The organism is Paroceanicella profunda (genome assembly GCF_005887635.2).
Taxonomy (GTDB): Bacteria; Pseudomonadota; Alphaproteobacteria; order Rhodobacterales; family Rhodobacteraceae; genus Paroceanicella; species Paroceanicella profunda.
In genome coordinates, this window is record NZ_CP040820.1 from 230259 (window position 1) to 247496 (window position 17238).

Annotated in this window: 19 protein-coding genes; 12 read left to right on the forward strand and 7 right to left on the reverse strand. The window is 70.8% G+C overall.

Annotation, left to right across the window (positions count from 1 at the left end):
* Position 1: 1 nt before the first annotated feature.
* Genes FDP22_RS21655 through FDP22_RS21665 form a run of 3 tightly spaced genes read right to left on the reverse strand, consistent with a single transcriptional unit; the run spans position 2 to position 2941 of the window.
* Complete coding sequence (locus FDP22_RS21655) at positions 2-1186, reverse strand: amino acid ABC transporter permease (protein WP_138576269.1); 1185 nt, start codon at positions 1184-1186, stop codon at positions 2-4.
* Between the two features lie 22 nt (positions 1187-1208).
* Positions 1209-2231, reverse strand: coding sequence for an amino acid ABC transporter substrate-binding protein (locus FDP22_RS21660; protein ID WP_138576271.1), 1023 nt, complete (start codon positions 2229-2231; stop codon positions 1209-1211).
* Positions 2228-2941: a GntR family transcriptional regulator gene (locus tag FDP22_RS21665; protein WP_138576273.1), complete on the reverse strand. Its 714-nt coding sequence runs from the start codon at positions 2939-2941 to the stop codon at positions 2228-2230. The genes FDP22_RS21660 and FDP22_RS21665 overlap by 4 nt, the downstream gene beginning before the upstream one ends.
* A gap of 930 nt (positions 2942-3871) precedes the next feature.
* Here FDP22_RS21665 and FDP22_RS21670 point away from each other — a divergent pair.
* The 4 genes from FDP22_RS21670 to FDP22_RS21685 are packed head-to-tail and all read left to right on the forward strand — an operon-like array spanning position 3872 to position 7457.
* Positions 3872-5377 (forward strand): arylsulfotransferase family protein, encoded by a 1506-nt coding sequence (locus tag FDP22_RS21670; protein ID WP_239032004.1) that lies wholly within the window; start codon positions 3872-3874, stop codon positions 5375-5377.
* Entirely contained in the window at positions 5377-5625 is a 249-nt protein-coding gene (locus tag FDP22_RS21675) for a hypothetical protein (protein ID WP_138576277.1), read from the forward strand. The genes FDP22_RS21670 and FDP22_RS21675 overlap by 1 nt, the downstream gene beginning before the upstream one ends.
* A gap of 9 nt (positions 5626-5634) precedes the next feature.
* On the forward strand, positions 5635-6354 hold the full coding sequence (locus FDP22_RS21680) for a hypothetical protein (protein ID WP_138576279.1): 720 nt from the start codon (positions 5635-5637) through the stop codon (positions 6352-6354).
* On the forward strand, positions 6351-7457 hold the full coding sequence (locus FDP22_RS21685; protein WP_239032005.1) for a sulfotransferase: 1107 nt from the start codon (positions 6351-6353) through the stop codon (positions 7455-7457). The genes FDP22_RS21680 and FDP22_RS21685 overlap by 4 nt, the downstream gene beginning before the upstream one ends.
* A 125-nt stretch (positions 7458-7582) precedes the next feature.
* Here FDP22_RS21685 and FDP22_RS21690 read toward each other — a convergent pair whose 3' ends face one another.
* The 4 genes from FDP22_RS21690 to FDP22_RS21705 all read right to left on the reverse strand — a co-directional run bounded on the left by FDP22_RS21690 (position 7583) and on the right by FDP22_RS21705 (position 10779).
* On the reverse strand, positions 7583-8320 hold the full coding sequence (locus FDP22_RS21690; RefSeq protein WP_138576281.1) for an amino acid ABC transporter ATP-binding protein: 738 nt from the start codon (positions 8318-8320) through the stop codon (positions 7583-7585).
* The gene (locus tag FDP22_RS21695) at positions 8317-8991 is read right to left on the reverse strand and encodes an amino acid ABC transporter permease (RefSeq protein ID WP_138576283.1); all 675 of its coding nucleotides are present in this window, start codon (positions 8989-8991) and stop codon (positions 8317-8319) included. The genes FDP22_RS21690 and FDP22_RS21695 overlap by 4 nt, the downstream gene beginning before the upstream one ends.
* 3 nt (positions 8992-8994) lie before the next feature.
* Entirely contained in the window at positions 8995-9744 is a 750-nt protein-coding gene (locus FDP22_RS21700; RefSeq protein WP_138576285.1) for an amino acid ABC transporter substrate-binding protein, read from the reverse strand.
* 375 nt (positions 9745-10119) lie between these two features.
* Positions 10120-10779, reverse strand: a complete 660-nt coding sequence (locus FDP22_RS21705; protein WP_138576287.1) for a GntR family transcriptional regulator — start codon at positions 10777-10779, stop codon at positions 10120-10122.
* 146 nt (positions 10780-10925) lie between these two features.
* Between FDP22_RS21705 and FDP22_RS21710 the strand changes: the two genes are divergently transcribed.
* From FDP22_RS21710 to FDP22_RS21745, 8 genes are all read left to right on the forward strand, one after another.
* A complete protein-coding gene (locus tag FDP22_RS21710; protein WP_239032006.1) occupies positions 10926-11429 on the forward strand; it encodes an ureidoglycolate lyase in 504 nt (167 codons plus the stop codon).
* On the forward strand, positions 11426-12328 hold the full coding sequence (locus FDP22_RS21715; RefSeq protein ID WP_138576289.1) for a polysaccharide deacetylase family protein: 903 nt from the start codon (positions 11426-11428) through the stop codon (positions 12326-12328). Before FDP22_RS21710 ends, FDP22_RS21715 begins: the two co-directional genes overlap by 4 nt.
* A gap of 64 nt (positions 12329-12392) precedes the next feature.
* Entirely contained in the window at positions 12393-13247 is an 855-nt protein-coding gene (locus FDP22_RS21720) for a substrate-binding periplasmic protein (protein WP_170317834.1), read from the forward strand.
* A gap of 93 nt (positions 13248-13340) precedes the next feature.
* Entirely contained in the window at positions 13341-14009 is a 669-nt protein-coding gene (locus FDP22_RS21725; protein ID WP_138576293.1) for an amino acid ABC transporter permease, read from the forward strand.
* Positions 14010-14019: 10 nt separating this feature from the next.
* A complete protein-coding gene (locus FDP22_RS21730; RefSeq protein ID WP_138576295.1) occupies positions 14020-14694 on the forward strand; it encodes an amino acid ABC transporter permease in 675 nt (224 codons plus the stop codon).
* Between the two features lies 1 nt (position 14695).
* Positions 14696-15703 carry an NAD-dependent epimerase/dehydratase family protein gene (locus FDP22_RS21735; RefSeq protein WP_138576297.1) on the forward strand — a complete coding sequence of 336 codons (1008 nt, stop codon included), beginning with the start codon at positions 14696-14698 and terminating at the stop codon, positions 15701-15703.
* A complete protein-coding gene (locus tag FDP22_RS21740; RefSeq protein WP_143972295.1) occupies positions 15700-16455 on the forward strand; it encodes an amino acid ABC transporter ATP-binding protein in 756 nt (251 codons plus the stop codon). Before FDP22_RS21735 ends, FDP22_RS21740 begins: the two co-directional genes overlap by 4 nt.
* A complete protein-coding gene (locus FDP22_RS21745) occupies positions 16452-17228 on the forward strand; it encodes an SDR family NAD(P)-dependent oxidoreductase (RefSeq protein ID WP_138576060.1) in 777 nt (258 codons plus the stop codon). Before FDP22_RS21740 ends, FDP22_RS21745 begins: the two co-directional genes overlap by 4 nt.
* Positions 17229-17238 lie beyond the last annotated feature (10 nt).

The window sequence follows — 17238 nt, forward strand, 5'->3', positions numbered from 1 at the left end:
GTCAGCGTCCCGGGATCTGCACGAGGCGGTTGAACAGGGTGGCCACCAGCCCCACCGAGACCGACAGCATCAGGTAGATGACGGCCATCACCAGCAGCACCTCGATGGTGCGGCCCGAATAGGTGAGCGCGGTGTTGGACACGCTGAACAGGTCCGGGTAGCCGACGGCCACGCCCAGCGAGCTGTTCTTGATCAGGCTCACGTATTGCGCGGCCAGCGGCGGGATCACCACGCGGAAGGCCTGCGGCGCCACGATGCGCCGGTAGATGGAGCCGGGCGAGAGGCCGATGGTGCGCGCCGCCTCCACCTGGCCCGCGTCCACGCTCTGCACGCCGCCGCGCACGATCTCGGCGATGAAGGCGGCGATGTAGAAGGACAGGCCGAAGTAGATGGCGAGGAATTCCGGGCTGAGCGTGGCGCCGCCGGAGAAGTTGAACTTGCCCAGGCTGGGCACCGACCAGGCCAGCGGCGCGCCGCGGCCGAGCCAGACCAGGAGCGGCGGCCCGAGGATCAGCCCGGTGAGCAGCGGCCCCGTCCAGCGCCGCGGGCGCAGCGGGTCGGCCGGGCGGCGGCGGGCGAGGCGGCCGAGCAGGAAGGCCAGCACCCCCCCGGCGCAGAGCGCGAGGAAGACGAGCGCCAGCGTTGCGCGGTCCTGCGGCGCGGGCACGGTGAGGCCGCGGTTCGAGGCGAAGACGACGCCGAGGATCGACCAGGCGTCGCGCGCCGCCGGCATCAGGGTGAAGAACGTGTACCAGAACACGATCTGCACCAGCTGCGGCGTGTTGCGGAAGATGTCCACGTAGCCGCGCGCCAGCCCCGCGGCGAGCGGGTTGCGCGACAGCGCCGCCACCCCCGCCGCCGCGCCGAGGAGCGTGGCCGTCACCATGCTCACCAGCGAAAGCATCACCGTGTTTCCCAGCCCCACCCCGATTGCGGAGAGGTAGGTGTCACCGGAGGTGAAGGTGAAGAACCCCTCGCCCAGCGAGAAGGGCGCGGCGACGAAGAGGAAATCCAGCCCCGAGGTCATCCCGCGGGCGTCGAGCGCCGCGCGGGCATTGGTCACCAGCCAGAGCCCGAGCGCCAGCAGCGCGACGAGCGCCGCAGCCTGCCAGAGCATGGCGCGCGGGCCGCCGCGCCGCAGGCGGGCGAAGCGCGGCGGCCGGGCGGGAGGGGCGATCTCGGTCATGATCCCGGGGCCTTCGCGGGGCTCAGAGCGGCGGGGCGTAGATCAGGCCGCCGTCGGTGTACTGGGCGTTCATGCCGCGCGGCAGCTTCAGGGGCGAGCCCATGCCGACGTTGCGCTCGAACACCTCGCCGTAGTTGCCCACCGACTTGATGACGTTGTAGGCCCAGTCCTTTTCCAGACCGAGGCCCTCGCCGCCGGCGTCGTCCACGCCGAGCAGCCGACGCACGGCCGGGTCCTGCGAGGTATCGCGCATCTCGTCGACATTGGCGGAGGTCACGCCGCTCTCCTCGGCCTGGAACAGGGTGTAGAGCGTCCACTGCACGATGTCGCGCCACTGGGCATCGTCCTGGCGGACCACCGGGCCCATCGGGTCCTTGCCGAAGATTTCCGGCAGGATCACGTAATCGTCCGGGTTCGGGGCCACCGCGGCGCGGGTGGAGGAGAGGCCGGAGGTGGACTGCACGGCCACGTCGCACCGCCCGCCGAAGAAGGCGGTATTGATCTCCTTCTGGTCCTCGATGACCACGAGGTTCATCTTGATGTCGAATTTCTTCTGGATGTCGGCGACCACGCGTTCGGAGGTCGAGCCCGGGCGCACGCAGACGCTGGCGCCGTCCAGCTCGGAGGCGGAGGACACGCCGAGGTCCTTCGCCACCATCAGCCCCTGGCCGTCGTAGAAGGTGGGGGAGACGAAATCGAGCCCGAGGTCGGTGTCGCGCGCCCGCGTCCAGGTGGTGTTGGCGGCGGTGAGATCCACCTCGCCGGTCTGCAGCGCGGTGAGGCGGGTCTGGTTGTTGGTCTTGAGGAACTGCGCCTTCGAGGGGTCGCCGAACACCGCCGCGGCCACGGCGCGGCAGGTGTCGATGTCGATCCCGTGCCATGCGCCCTTGCCGTCGACCGAGGAGAAGCCCGGGCGGCTGCCGTTCACGGCGCATTTGACCACGCCGGCCTGGCGCACGGTGTCGAGGGTTCCGGCAGAGGCCGCCGAACACAGGGCTGCGGTGGCGCCGAGACCGGCGCAAAGAAGGACGGCAAATCTGGTCACTGGGTTTTCTCCATTCCGCTGTTGGACAAGCTGTCGGAGCCCTTTGCGGGTTTCCGGCCGACTCCGGTTTCGAGCTTCAGGCGCAGGTCCAGCCCGCGCGCGAGGTGGTCGGACATGCGGGCCCGGGCGGCGGCGGGGTCGCGCGCCTCGATGGCCTCGAGAATGGCGATGTGCTCGGTGAGGGTTTCCTGCGCGATCTCCTGGGCGAAGTAGCGCGGCAGGTGGAAGGCGAGCCGGAAGCGCATGCGAAACAGCCGCACCGCCTCGCTGAGCGGCACGCTGCCGGACGCCTCCATGAGCACGTTGTGGAACTCCGTGCCCGCGTCGTCGATCTCCGCCGCGGTGAAGGCGGAGGCATCGCGCGACATGATCCGCATCCGCATGCCGCAGGCCGAGAGGGCCGCGGTGGGCCCGGCCGCGGCGGCCAGTTCCGCCGCCAGCCCCTCCAGCGCGTCGCGCACCCGGTAGACCTCGGCGAGGTCCTGCGGCGTGACGGAGCGCACGAAAGTGCCGCGGGCGGGGCGCACTTCCACCACGCCCTCCTGCTCCAGCTGGCGCAGCGCCTCGCGCACCGGCATGCGGCCCATGTCCAGCGCCTGGGCGAGCTTGCGCTCGGACAGCGGCGTGGCGGCATCGTAGGTGCCGCCGAAGATGAGGGCGACGATACGGTTGTAGGCGCGGTCGCGCTCGAACTCGAAATTGACTGTCATGCCGGGATACTGGCCGACCGGTATACCAGTTGCAAGTGCGAAATGCGGGGCGCTGCGCCGGCGCTGTCCGGGGCGGGGCAACGGCCCTCACGCCCATGCGCACAAGGCTTTCGCCGCCGTCACGGGCAGGAATGGCAGGCCGGTGCAGTGCAGCGGCCGGGCGCGGGGCGGGCGGGACCCGGCCCGCGTCACGACCGGTGAGGGCCGCGCGCGCCGGTGAGCCGGTGTCCCGGCCGGGGGTGCTGGCCTTCGCGCGTCCCCGGTCGGGCGCCGCCCTGACGCGCCTGCGGCCTGGAGGGTGCCGGATACGGGCGCAGGCCCCCGTGCGGTGCCCGTCGGGCCTGTCGGCTCCGTGGTGCGCGTGCTGCCCGGCAGGGCGGTCACATGGGCCGCCCCTCTGCCCGTCTCGGAAGGGCGTCTCTTCGCTGCCGCCCCGGCTGGCCCCGCACCGCGCCGGCCAGGGCGGAATCGGGCCGGTGTCGCCTCCGTGGCCTGTCCGTGGGCGAGGGGTGCGGCGCTCCTGTCCCGCGAGGCGATGTCGACGCGGGGCATGAGCGGAATACTGCCTGCCCCGGGAGATATCCGCCGAGTGTTTCGGCGGATATCCACCGAAATGAAAGTAATGAGAAACAATAAACGAATTTCTCATTCTCGTTACTTGATCGGAGTTTCTGCGGGCCTACAACTCCAGGGAGAAGCCCCGGGGAACACTCGGGATCATCGAGAGAGTCCGGCGCAAATGCGTCCGGAATTACTTCAATTTTGACTCTGGAAGCAGAGACACGTGCTAGTCAAGGCCCGCTGATGACCATGAATCCAGACAAGAGCAGGCCGCTGCCTGCAGAAGGAAACACCTCTCGTGGGGATACGTTCTTCGCCGTCGCCTCTCTCTGTGGTTGTGCGGCCATCGTATTTCTTGCCGGTGCCGCCGTGACGATCGGCAATGTCTTCCCGGGGCCGGAAATCCGCCGGGCCTATGAGGGCGGCATGGCGCTTTACGAGAAGGCGACGATGACCCAGGACGTCCACACCTCGGACCTCTGGTTCCCGGAGCGCAGCCCCGGCAAGGGGGTCACCGTGCCGGCCACCGAACGCTCGCAGGGCGGCGTCACGCTCTACACCACCGGCGACCAGCCCTCCGCCTATCTCATCGACATGGACGGCCAGGTGCTGCACCAGTGGACCAAGCCCTTCAGCCAGGTCTGGTCGGCGGACTGGGGCGGGGTGGCGGACCCGCAGCCGGACCAGTTCGTCTACTTCCGTCACGCGCATGTCTATCCGAACGGCGACCTCCTCGCGACCTACGAGGGCGTGGGAGACACGCCCTACGGCTACGGGCTCGTGAAGCTCGACAGGAATTCCAACGTGGTGTGGCGCTATCCGGGCCGTGCGCACCACCAGTTCTCGGTGGCGCCGGACGGGAAGATCTACACGCTCACCCACGAGATCGTGGATGACGTGCTGCCCAGCTTCGAGCATCTGGAGAGCCCGCGGCTGGAGGATTTCCTCGTCGTGCTCGCGCCCGATGGCGAGGAGTTGCAGAAGATCCGCCTGCTGCCGGCGATGGCGGCCTCGAAGTACCGCCACATCCTCTACGCCACCTCCGGCTTCGCGTTGGGAGACCCGCTGCACGCGAACGCGGTGAAATACATCACCGCCGCGCAGGCCGCCAACTTCCCCTGGGCGAAGGAGGGCGACATCCTGTTCTCCTTCCGCGAGGCCAATGGCGTGGCGGTGATGGACCCGAAAACCGGGGACGTGCACTGGGCCACCCGCGGCCCCTGGCTGGGCCAGCATGACGCGGACCTGCTCGACAACGGCCACCTGCTGCTGTTCGACAATTACGCCAATTACCAGGGCGAGGACGGCTCCTCCCGCGTGCTGGAGGTGGACCCGAAGACCATGGCCATCGTCTGGCAATACGCCGGCACGAAAGACCACCCGCTGGAGAGCCGCATCCGCTCCGACCAGCAGCGCCTCGCCAACGGCAACACCGTGATCACGGAATCGAACGGCGGCCGCATCCTGGAGGTGACGCCGGAGGGCGAGATCGTCTGGGAGTTCATGAACCCCGTGCGGGCCGCGTTCAACGGCCAGACGATCATCCCGATCGTGGCCTGGGCCGAGCGGCTGGACCCCGCAACGCTTGACCCCACGCTGCTGGTGCCCACCGGCCGGCAGGCCTCGCTCACCCGGGCGCACACCGGGCCGGCGAGCGCTGTCCCGGAGGAGGTCGCCTCGGAGAGCCATTCCCCGGCATCCGCCGCCGCGGAGGCGGGCCCTCACACGCCGGGCAATGCGCCGGGCACAAATCACCCCGCGGGCGCCCTGTCCGCACGCCTTCTCCCGGCGGGCCTTGCGTCCGCCCCCCTGACCGACGCGGACCTCGCGTCCGCACACCGTCCTTTCGCAGAGCAGATCAAGGAGACGAACTGATGAAGAAGACCGAAATCGCCATCTGCCTCATGGTGGCCGCCCTCACCGTTCCCGGAACTGCCATGGCCTATGTGGGGCCCGGCGCGGGGCTCAGCCTGCTCGGCGCGCTCTGGGCGCTGGTTGCGGCCCTGGGAACCGCCATCGTCTTCGTGGCCATCTGGCCGATCCGCCGGATGCTGCGCCGCCGCCGCGCGGTGCAGGCCCAGCCGGCACCCGCTGCCTCGGCCCGCGCCGAGCGCCGCGACTGAGGCCGCGCCATGGGCCTCCTCGACATCCCCGCCCCGCTGTTCAGCGCCCTCGACGGCTGGCTGGCCGGGTTCCTGCCCCCACTGGTGCGGCTGGCGGTCTGGTCGGCGCTGATCGCCATCGTCTCGATGGAGCTTTACCGGCTGCTGTCGCCGCAGAAGCGCATCGCGGGGCTGAAGACGGCCCTGCAGCGCCAGCAGAAGGCGGTGTCGCAGTTCGACGGCGCCTTCGAGGAGGCCTGGCCGATGATCCGCACCATGCTCGGTCTCGCGCTCCGGCGCGTGGCCGTGGTGCTGCCGGCCACGGTCATCGGCTCGCTGCCGGTGCTCATGCTCATCGTCTGGCTGGATGGCCGCTACGGCGGTGAATACCCCGAGCCGGGCCAGCCCGTGGCCGTGCAGGTGGCTGACGGCTATGACGGCCGCTGGGTGGACGAGGGCCGAGGCACGCCCCGCGCCGAGATCACCACCGACACCGGCGCGCCGGTGGCCGAGGTGCCGCTGGCAGCGCCGGTGCCGGTGATCCACAAGTGGCAGTGGTGGAACGCGCTCATCGGAAACCCCGCCGGCTACCTGCCCGACGACGCCCCGATGGAGCGGGTCGAGGTGGCGCTCCCGCGCCAGCAGCTCCTGCACCTGGGGCCGGGCTGGATGCGCGGCTGGGAGGTGTTCTTCTTCGCCGCCCTCACCCTGTTTGCCTTCTCCTTCAAATCGCTGAGGCGCATCGAATGACACTCGCCGGATCGGACATGAAAGTCGACTACTGGACGGACCTCATCGGCGGCCTCGCCGAGCGCCACCCGGCCCTCTGCCGCCGCATCGCCGACCGCGAGACGCGGATGCTGGGCGACCGGCTGGAGGAGGCGCGGGTGGACCGGCCGGTCTACATCGCCGGGATCGCGCGTTCGGGCAGCACCATCCTGCTGGAGCTGCTCGCCCGCCACCCGGACATCGCCACCCACCGCTACCGCGACTTCCCCCTGGTGATGACACCCTGGTCGTGGAACTGGTTCATCGACCGCGCCGGCCGCCCGGACCAGCCCCCCGCCGAGCGCGCCCACCGCGACCGCATCGCCGTGACCCCCGAGAGCCCGGAGGCCTTCGAGGAGGTGCTGTGGATGGCCTTCTTCGAGGACGCGCATGACCCGAAGCAGAGCGCCGTGCTCACCCGCAACACCTCGAACGCCGCCTTCGAGCGCTTCTATGAGGAGCATATCCTCAAGCTCCTGCTGCTGCGCGGCGGGCATCGCTACCTCGCGAAGGGCAATTACAACATCACCCGCCTCGCCTACCTGCGCCGGATCTTCCCCGACGCGCGCTTCGTGGTGCCGGTGCGCGACCCGCTGTGGCACGTGGCCTCGCTGATGAAGCAGCACGCGCTGTTCAGCGGCGTCGGCGAGGGCGGCCCGCGCATCCGCCGCCACCTGCGCCGCGCCGGGCATTTCGAGTTCGGCCCCGACCGTCAGACCATCAACACCGGCAACCCGGAGGTGGTGGCCGAGATCGAGGCGCTCTGGGCCGAGGGCCGCGAGGTGGAGGGCTGGGCGCTGCACTGGGCGAGCGTCTACGGCCATGTGGCCGACACGCTGGCCCGGGACGCCGACCTCGCCTCCGCCACCCGGCTGGCGCGCTACGAGACCTTCTGCGCCGACCCGGCCGCCGAGATGCGCGCGCTGCTCGACCATTGCGGCCTCAGCCACGGGGACCTGCCGGAGCAGGCCGCGGCCCGGGTGAGCGCGCCCGACTATTACGAACCTGCCTTCAGTGATGCCGAGCGCGCCGCGCTCGAGGCGTGCACCGCGCCGGTGCTGGCGCGGCTCGGCACCGCGGGCTGAAGGCAGGGCCGGCGCGGCGTTCCCCCTCCCACCCGTCGCCGCGCCGGCTGAAATCCTCCCGCCCCCGCCCGAACCTGCGGGGGAACGGGCCTCCAAGGCCGGCGCAGCGGGCGCGCGCCCGGCCGTCAGCCCGCGTTCACCCGGGTGAGGAAGCGCCGGGTGCGCGGGTCGCGCGGGCGGGAGAAGAACGCCTCCGGCGGGGCGGCCTCCACGATCCGCCCGCCTTCCATGTAGATCACCCGGTCGGCGATCTCGCGCGCGAACTGCATCTCATGGGTGACGATGAGCATGGTGCGTTCCTGCCGCGCCACCCGGCGCAGCAGGTCGAGCACCTCGCCCACCCATTCCGGGTCGAGCGCCGAAGTGGGCTCGTCGAACAGCATCAGCGCCGCGTCCAGCGCCATCGCCCGGCCGATTCCCACCCGCTGCTGCTGCCCGCCCGAGAGGGCGGCGGGATAGGCGTCGGCCCGCTCGGCCAGGCCGATCTCCGCGAGGATGGCACGCGCGCGCGCCACCGCCTCGGCCTTCGGGCGGCCCTGCACGTGGATCAGCCCCTCGGTGATGTTCCCCAGCGCCGTGCGGTTGGCGAAGAGCGCGTAGCTCTGGAACACGAAGGCGGTGCGCCGGCGCAGGGCGAGGATCTCCGCCGGCCGGGCGGTGGCCGCGTCCACGGTGAGATCGCCGATGGTGATGCGGCCCGCATCCGGCCGGTCGAGGAAGTTCAGGCAGCGCAGCAGCGTTGACTTGCCGGTGCCCGAGGGCCCGATCACCACCAGCCGCTCGCCGGGGCGGATGTCGAGGTCGATGTCCTCGAGCACGGTGGTATCGCCGAAGCGCTTGGTGAGGCCGCGCACGGTGATCATCGCGCGTAGGCCCGCCCCAGCCGTGTCTCGAGCCGGCGCTGCGCCCAGGAGAGGGTCTCCACGATGGCCCAGTAGATCACCGCCACCACGAGGAAGGCCTCGAAGTAGAGGAAGCTGCCGGCGGCCTCCTTCTGCGCGGCGCCCATCATCTCCGTCACGCCCAGGGTGAAGGCCAGCGAGGTGCTCTTGATCATGTCGATGAAGTAGTTGACCAGGGTGGGGGCCGCGATGCGCGCGGCCTGCGGCAGGATGATGCGGAGCATCATCGTCATCGGGCTCATGCCCACGGCGCGGGCGGCCTCCCACTGGCTGCGCTCCACCCCGAGGATGGCGGCACGGATGCTCTCGGCCATGTAGGCGGAGAAATGCAGGGTGAGCCCGAGGATCGCGGCACTCACCCCGTCGATGTTCACCAGCACCGGCATCACCTGCGGCAGCCCGTAGTAGAACAGGAACAGCTGCACCAGCAGCGGCGTGCCGCGGAAGAAGCTGATGAACAGCACCACGAGCGGGTCCAGCACCGGCACCCGCGCCACGCGCTCCACCGCCAGCAGGCAGGCGAGCACCAGCGCCGCCACCATCCCGGCCAGCGCCATGCCCAGGGTGAGCGGCACATAGCCCAGGATGACCGGAACCAGCCCGAGCATGTAGCCCACGTCGAGCCCCTGCATGGCTCAGTTGCCCTCCGTCACGTCCGCGTCGAGCCACTTGCGCGAGATTTCCGCCAGGCTGCCGTCCTGCTTCATGGCGGTGAGGGCGGCGTCCACCCGGTCGCGCAGGGCGTGGCCGGCGGCATCGTCGCGAAACGGCAGGGCGTTGCGGATTTCGCTGAACGGCTTGCCGGCCAGCTCCAGCGGCAGCGGCGATTTCGCGATCACCTGCGCCGAGGACACCCGGTCCATCACGAAGGCGTCGACCCGGCCGAGCGCGGTGTCCTGCTCGATGTTGCTCTCGTAGGTGCGGATGTCGATCTCGTCGGCGTAGGGCAGCGCGCGCAGCAACTGCTCGAAATTCGAGCCGAGGTTCACCGCCACGGTCTTGCCGCGCAGGTCCCCGGGGCCGGAAATGCCGGCGGCATTTCCCTTCTTCACCACGATCTGCGCGCCGTCATAGACATAGGGCTGCGAGAAGGCGAATTTCGCGCTGCGCTCGGGCGTGATGGTGATCTGGTTGGCGATCGTGTCGATCCGCCCGGCGGAGAGCGCGCCGATCAGCCCGGAGAAGGACATGGTCACGAAGCTCACCTCGTCGCCGGTGCGCGCGGCGACCTCGGTCATCAGGTCCACCTCGAAGCCCTGGAGCTGGTCCTGTTTCACGAAGGTGAAGGGGAAATATCCTCCCGACATCCCGACGCGAATGGTCTCCGCGAGGGCGGGCAGCGCGCTGACGGCGAGGGTTGCGGCGAGGGCGAAAGCCTTGAGCATGATGCGTTTCCTGGTCCGGTGCCTCTGAGGGTGGGCATGACGGCCTGGCGACACCGGCGCCGCGACAGGCGCGCGGCGCCGCGTGGGCGGCCGGGTGGGGGGACTTTACGACCCGGCCGCCGGGGCGGAAAGGCATAATGTGATGCGCACGCGGCGCAGGCCGTGGCAGGCCCTCGCGCGCCGCCGCCGCTGGCCCGGCGCGCGTGCCCGGCAACGGGACGCACCCTGCCCCCGGGCGCTTTCACCCGCCGGCGTGGGCCCGCGTCGGCGGGCGCGCTCCGGGGCGCCGGACGCCTCCTTGATTGTGTCGGGGCGAGCGTCGGGCTGACGCGCCGCAGCCTGCAAACGGGCGGAACGCCGGGTGGCGCCGGGGCTTCAGCCGCCGCTGAACCAGCGCAGGAAGCGGGCGCGCACGCGGTCCGTGTGTTCGATCATCATCGCCCGCGCCGCGTCCGCGTCACGCCGCTCGATGGCTTCGAGCACCTTCAGGTGCTCGGCCGCCTGCTCGGAGAAGTTCCGCTCCATGCGCACCACGTGGCACATGCGCGCCTTGTCGCGGATGCCGCGGATCATCTGCGCCAGCAGGGGCATGCCGCTGCTCTCGGCCACGAACACGTGGAACCGGTCATCGTAATTCCAGAAATCCTCCAGCTCGGCCACCGGCCGGGCCACCACCGAGCGCGTCTCCGCGAGGATGTCCGTCGCCGCCCCGTCCGGCGCCTTCAGCGCCGCCTGCGCCGCGGCCTCGCTCTCCAGCTGGCGGCGGATCACCATGATCTGCAGCAATTCGTCCAGCGGCACCTCGCGGATCACCATCGTGCCGTTGGACAGGCGCTCGACCAGCCCCTCGCCGATCAGCCGGGTGATGGCGGTGCGCAGCGGCGTGCGCGAGGCGTTGAGCTGCTCGGCCAGCTTGCGCTCGGTGAACACGCTGCCGGGGCTCATGTCCCCGGCCAGGATCAGGCTGCGGACATATTGGTAGGCCTGCTCGGAAACGCTGGTGCGATCCTCCTGCACTAGGGCGGCTTGGCTCATTCGGGGTCTCGCTCTTGTTCCGGCATGCCGTGGGTTTCCTCGGCGACAAGGATTGCAAAATCTCTCTGGACATACAAGATCCCATTGGTATCTAAGTGGGATACCAGCGGGACACAGCTGGGGCACTGACAAGGTACGCACTGGCCGTGACACGAACGATCTCCCCCGCTCCGCTGACCGCGGAAGCCTTCGCGCCCTACGGCACCGTGATCGCGCATCGCGGCGAGACCCGCCGCCATCCCATCCGGCTGGACCATGGCGACGCCGGGCGGGACGGGGCGATCGCCAGCTGGGTGACGCGGATCGACGCGGCCATCGGCGGGGACACGGCGCACGAGATCACCGCCTTCGAACGCCACCCGCATTCCGACCAGGCCTTCGTGCCCCTGTCGGGCCAGCGCTACCTGGTCGTCGTGTGCGACGGCACCGCGGATGACCGGCCCGATCCCGCCACCGCCCGGGCCTTCGTGGCCGGGCCGGGGCAGGGCATCGTCTACCACCGCAACGCCTGGCACGCGGGCATGCAGGTCTATGACGCCCCGGCGGAATTCTTCGTCCAGATGAAACGCGTGGCGGCCGGCCCGGACGACGAGTTCGTCGCCCTCGCCAGCCCGCTGCGCATCGCCTGCCCCGAGGAGGCCCCGGCATGAGCGACCATCTCACCCGTGATTTCCGCGGCTACGGCGCCACCCCGCCGGACCCGCAGTGGCCGGGCGGCGCCCGGCTGGCGCTGAACTTCGTGGTGAACATCGAGGAGGGCAGCGAGCCCTCCGTGCCCGACGGCGACCCGGCCTCCGAACAGGGGCTGGTCGAGGCCGGCGGAGACCCGATCCCCGGGCGCAACCTCGCCGCCGAGACCATGTTCGAATACGGCAGCCGCGTGGGCTTCTGGCGCATCGCCCGGCTGTTCTCGCAGGCCGGCCTGCCCGCCACGGCCATGGCCTGCGGCCTCGCGCTGGAGCGCAACCCCGAGATCTGCGCCTGGCTGCGCGCCTCGGACTGGGACGCCTGCGCGCATGGCTGGCGCTGGGAACATCACCGGCTGCTGAGCCGGGAGGAGGAGGCCGCGCGCATCGCGCGCACGGTCGCGGCCTTCGAGCAGCATCTCGGCGCCGCCCCGGCTGGCTGGTATTGCCGCTACGGGCCCGGCCTCGCCACGCGTGAACTCGTGGTGGCGCAGGGCGGGTTCCTCTACGACAGCGACGCCTACAACGACGAACTGCCCTACTGGACCGAAGTGAACGGCACGCAGCATCTCGTGGTGCCCTATTCGCTTTCGACCAACGACGCGAAATTCATGCGCGGCGGCATTGCCACCGCCCGGCAGTTCTTCGAGCTGCTGCACGACAGTGTCGAGATGCTGTGCGCGGAGCCGCATCCCAAGATGCTTTCGGTGGGGCTTCACCTGCGCGTGGCCGGCCATCCGGGCCGCGCCGCCGGGCTGAAGCGCTTCCTCGATCATGTCGCCGCCCGGCAGGATGTCTGGGTGTGCCGCCGCTCCGACATCGCGCGCCACTGGCGCGCGGTCCACCCCGCGCCGGGGGGCTGACACGCCCCGCCTGCCTGCCCCCTTCCGCCTCAAGAAACCATCACCAACCGACAGGGACCCAAAGATGAAGATTTCGCTTCTCGGCCTGGCTCTCGCCACGGCCACCGCCTTCTCCGCGCCCGCCTTCGCCGAAGACACCGCACACCCGGCCGACCAGCCGCTGGTCGTCGGCTCCGATTTCGGCCTCGCGCCCTGGATGGTGCGCGGCGCCGGCGGGCCGGAGGGCTTCGGCTACGACATGATCACCGAGATCGCGAAGCGGATCGGCCGCCCCTCGGTGGAGGTGACGGACATCAACTTCTCCGGCCTCTTCGCCGCCCTGCTCTCGGGCCGCATCGAGTTCACGGTGAACCCGCTCAACATCACCGCCGAGCGCGCCGAGACCATGCTCTACTCCGAGCCGTTCTTCGCCACCGGCAACGGCTTCATCACCCGCGAGGGGGACACGATGGCCGGGTTCGAGGACCTCAAGGGCAAGGCCGTCGCGGTGAACCGCGGCACGATCTCCGACAAGTGGGCCACCGAGAACGCCGAAAAGTTCGGCTTCGAGGTGCAACGCTATGACACCTTCCCGGATTCGGTGCAGGCCGTGATCACCGCGCGCGCCTTCGCCGCGATCAACGAGATCCCCACCGCCGCCTATGCCGCCAGCAAGAACCCGGCCATCACCCTGGCGCTGGAGGATTACGACGGCCGCATGTTCGGCTACGCCTTCCGCTACGAGTCCGAAGCCTACCGCGACACGGTGGAAGCGGCGATCGAATGCATGAAGGCCGACGGCACCATGAAGGCGCTCTATGACAAGTGGTACGGCGGGGAACTGGCCGCCGACAGCCCGCTCACCACGGTCTACCCGGGCTACGGCGCGCCGGGCTTCAAGGGCTACGACGCCACCCCGCATGAGCTGAGCTGCAACTGATCCGCCGATCTGCCCCCCGCGCGCTCCCCCGGGCGCGCGGGAAAACCCGGTCGCCGGCGCGCACCGGCGGCCCCCTGAGGAGAGCCCCCCGCGATGGAAGAGTTGGCCGCCAACTATTTCAACCTCACGATCATCGCCGGCGCGCTGCCCTCGGTGCTGCGCGGCTTCCTCGTCACCGTGGAGGTGGCGCTGGCGGTGATCGTGATCGGTGTGGGGCTCGGCCTCGGGCTCGCGCTGCTGCGGCTGCCGGGCTGGAAGCTGGTGCACGGGCTGATCACGGCCTGGATCGAGCTGTTCCGCACACTGCCGCAGCTGGTCATCCTGATCTTCCTCTACTTCGCGCTGCCCTATGCGGGCATCCGGCTCTCGCCCTTCGCGGCCACGGCGCTGGCGCTCGGCGCCGTGCTCTCGGCCTTCGCGGCGGAGATCTTCACCGCCGCCATCATGGCGCTGCCCAAGGGGCAGTGGGAGGCGGCGCAGTCGCTCGGGTTCGGGCCGATCCGCACCCTGTGGTACATCATCCTGCCGCAATCCGTGCGCTTGGCCACGCCGCTGGTCACCAACCGGATCATCGCGGTCACCAAGGGCTCCGCGCTCGGGGTGGCGGTGTCGCTGGATGACACGCTGGGGGCGGCGCAGAGCTACATGTCGATCACCGCGAACCCCTCGCCGCTGATGCTTGCCGCGGCACTCTACCTGGTTTTCTTCATCCCGCTCGTCGCGCTGTCGCGGCTGATCGAGCGGCGCATGACGCTGAAGTGAGGGCCCGGGCATGGACCTGTTCGTCGCGAATTTCCTGAACTGGCAGTCGTTCCTGATGATCTGGCCGCTGCTGGCGCAGGGGCTGGTCGTCACGCTGAAACTGGTGGTGGTGTGCCTGCCGCTGGCCTGCATGAGCGGGCTGGCCGCCGGCATCGCCTATTCCTTCGCCGGGCCCGGCCTGCGCCGGCTGATCGTGGTGGCGATCGACCTGCTGCGCTCCTTCCCGGCGCTGGTGCTGCTGGTGCTGATCTACTATTCGCTGCCGGCGATCGACATCCGCATCTCCGGTTTCTGGGCGGTGGTGCTGGCGCTGTGCCTGAACAACACCGGCTATTTCGGCGAGATCTTCCGCGCCGGCCTCGTGTCGGTGGACAAGGGGCAGGGCGAGGCCGCGCATGCGCTCGGCTTCGGGCCGGTGCGCGCCATGGTCTGGATCATCCTGCCGCAGGCCTTCCGCCGGGTGATGGCGCCCTGTGCCTCCAACGCGCTGGAGCTGGTGAAGACCACCTCCATCGCCTCCATCGTGGCGATGCCGGAGCTGCTGCGCTCCGCCCGGGTGGCGCAGGAGCAGACATACAACCCCACGCCGCTCACCGCGGTGGCGGTGATCTTCTTCCTCATGCTCTGGCCGTTCTCGCGCTGGGTCTCGGTGCTGGAGCGCCGGGCGATCATCGCACGGGGGTGAGATGACCGGTTCCGCAAACCCCTCCTCCCCCGCGCCGCGCCGGGTTGCCATCACCGGCGGTGCCGGCTTCATCGGCCTTGCCGCCGCCGAGGCGCTGCTGGCCGGCGGCCACGCGGTTCGCGCGCTCGATCTCGCCGCGCCGCCCGCGGCCTTCCTGGCCCATCCCGCGCTGGCCGGCCTCGACGTTCAGCCGTGTGACACCACCGACGGCGAAGCCCTGTGCGCGGCACTCCGGGCCTTCGGCGCCGACGCGCTCATCCATCTCGCCGCGATGACGCCGGACGCGGAGACGGCGCGCAGCCGGGCGGGGCAGGTCGTCGCCGTGAATGTCGGCGGCACGGTGGCGGCGGTGGAGGCCGCGGCGCGCGCCGGGGTCTCCCGCGTGCTGATGCTGTCCTCCGTGGCGGTCTACGGCGGGTCCGGCCCCTGGAGCGGCGCCACGCTGACCGAGGACACCGCGCTGCGGCCGGACTCGCTCTACGGGGTCACCAAGCAGGCCGCCGAGGGGCTGGCCCTGCACCTCGGGGCGGCGCGCGGCCTCACGCTCACGGTGCTGCGGCTCGGCCCGGTGTTCGGGCCCTGGGAGCGGCCGGGGGCGCTGCGCCCGGACCTCTCGCCGCATGGCCGCCTGCTCGAACTTCTGGCCGAGGGCGCGCCGGCCGTCCTGCCGCACGAGATGCGGGGCGACTGGCTCTACTCGCGCGACGCGGGGCGGGGCATCGCCCTCGCGCTCGGCGCGCCGGGCGGCGGCAGCCGGGTGTTCAACCTCGGCGCCGGCCGGCTCTCCACCCCGTCGGACTGGGCGGGCGCCGCCGGCCTGCCCCGACCCGACATCGACCCCGCCCGTGCCACCGTCGCCGCCCGGGTGCGCCCGGGGCGGCCGATGCTCGACATCTCCGCGCTCCGCGCCTTCTGCGGCCACGCCGGCGGCCGGCCCCTGGCCGACGCCGCCGCCGATCACATGGCCTGGCGCGCCGACATCCTTCCAGCCGCGAGGACGCATCCATGACGCCCGCAACCGCCCCCGAGGAGGCCCTGATCCGGGTCGAATCGATCTCGAAATTCTATGACGACTACCAGGCGCTGAAGGAGGTCTCGCTCTCGGTGCCCAGGGGCCGGCGCGTGGTGGTCTGCGGGCCCTCGGGCTCCGGCAAGTCCACGCTGATCCGCTGCGTGAACGGGCTGGAGCGCTTCCAGCAAGGCCGCATCACGGTGGACGGTGTCACCCTCGGGCCCACCGGCCACGGGCTGGAGCGGCTGCGCGGGCGCATCGGCATGGTGTTCCAGCACTTCAACCTGTTCCCGCATCTCACCGTGCTGGAGAACCTCACCATCGCGCCCACCCGCATCGGCCGGTTGCCGAAGGCCGAGGCGCGCGCGCGGGCGATGCATTACCTCGAACGGGTGCATATCGCCGAACAGGCGGACAAGCGGCCGGGCCAGCTTTCCGGCGGGCAGCAGCAGCGCGTGGCCATCGCCCGCGCCCTGTGCATGAAGCCCGCCGCCATGCTGTTCGACGAGCCGACCTCGGCGCTGGACCCGGAGATGATCGGCGAGGTGCTCGACGTGATGACCAGCCTCGCGGAGGAGGGCATGACGATGATCTGCGTCACCCACGAGATGGGCTTCGCGCGCAAGGTGGCCGACGAGGTGGTGTTCATGGACCACGGCATGATCCTGGAGCGCCGCCCGCCGGAGGAGTTCTTCTCCGACCCGCAGAACCCGCGTGCGCGCGACTTCCTCGCCCGGATCCTGCGATGAGCGGGCTGCTGGACGGGCGCACGGCGCTGGTGACCGGGGCCTCCTCGGGCATCGGCAGGGCGATCGCGCTGCGGCTGGCGCAGGCCGGCGCGCAGGTGGTGGCCGCCGATGTCACGCCGGCCGTCGTCGAGGGCGGGGCGCCGGTGGAGGCGCCGCTGCGCGCGCTCTCCCCCGCCTCGCGCTTCGCGCTGCTCGATGTCCGCGACCCGGCCGCCACGCAGGCGCTGGTGGCGGAGATCGCGGCCGGATCCGGCCGGCTGGACCTGCTGGTCACCTCCGCCATGGTGCCCGGCGGCCGCGGCCTGCCGGAGACCGACGCGGCGGAATGGGAGCGGGTGACGGGGGTGAACCTCACCGGTGTCTACGTGAGCCTGCGCGCCGCGCTGTGCCAGATGCTGGCCCAGCCGCTGCGCGACGCGGAGCGCGGGCGCATCGTGACCATCGGCTCGCAGCACGGCATGGTGGCCGCGCCGGGCTCCTTCGCCTATGGCGTGTCCAAGGCGGCGGTGCTGCAGATGACCCGGCAGATCGCCGCCGACCACGCCGCGGACGGCATCATCTGCAACGCGGTCTCGCCGGGCAAGATCCTCACGGGGAAGTCCGGCCCGGCGGTGAGCCCGGAGGCGCTGGCCTATTCCCGCGCCCGCACCCCCACGCCCCGTCTGGGCACTCCGCGCGACGTGGCGGAGGCGGTGCTGTTCCTCGCCTCTCCGCAGACCGGTTTCGTGAACGGGCACAACCTGCTGGTGGACGGCGGCTGGATGGCGGCCTGACGCGCGCGGC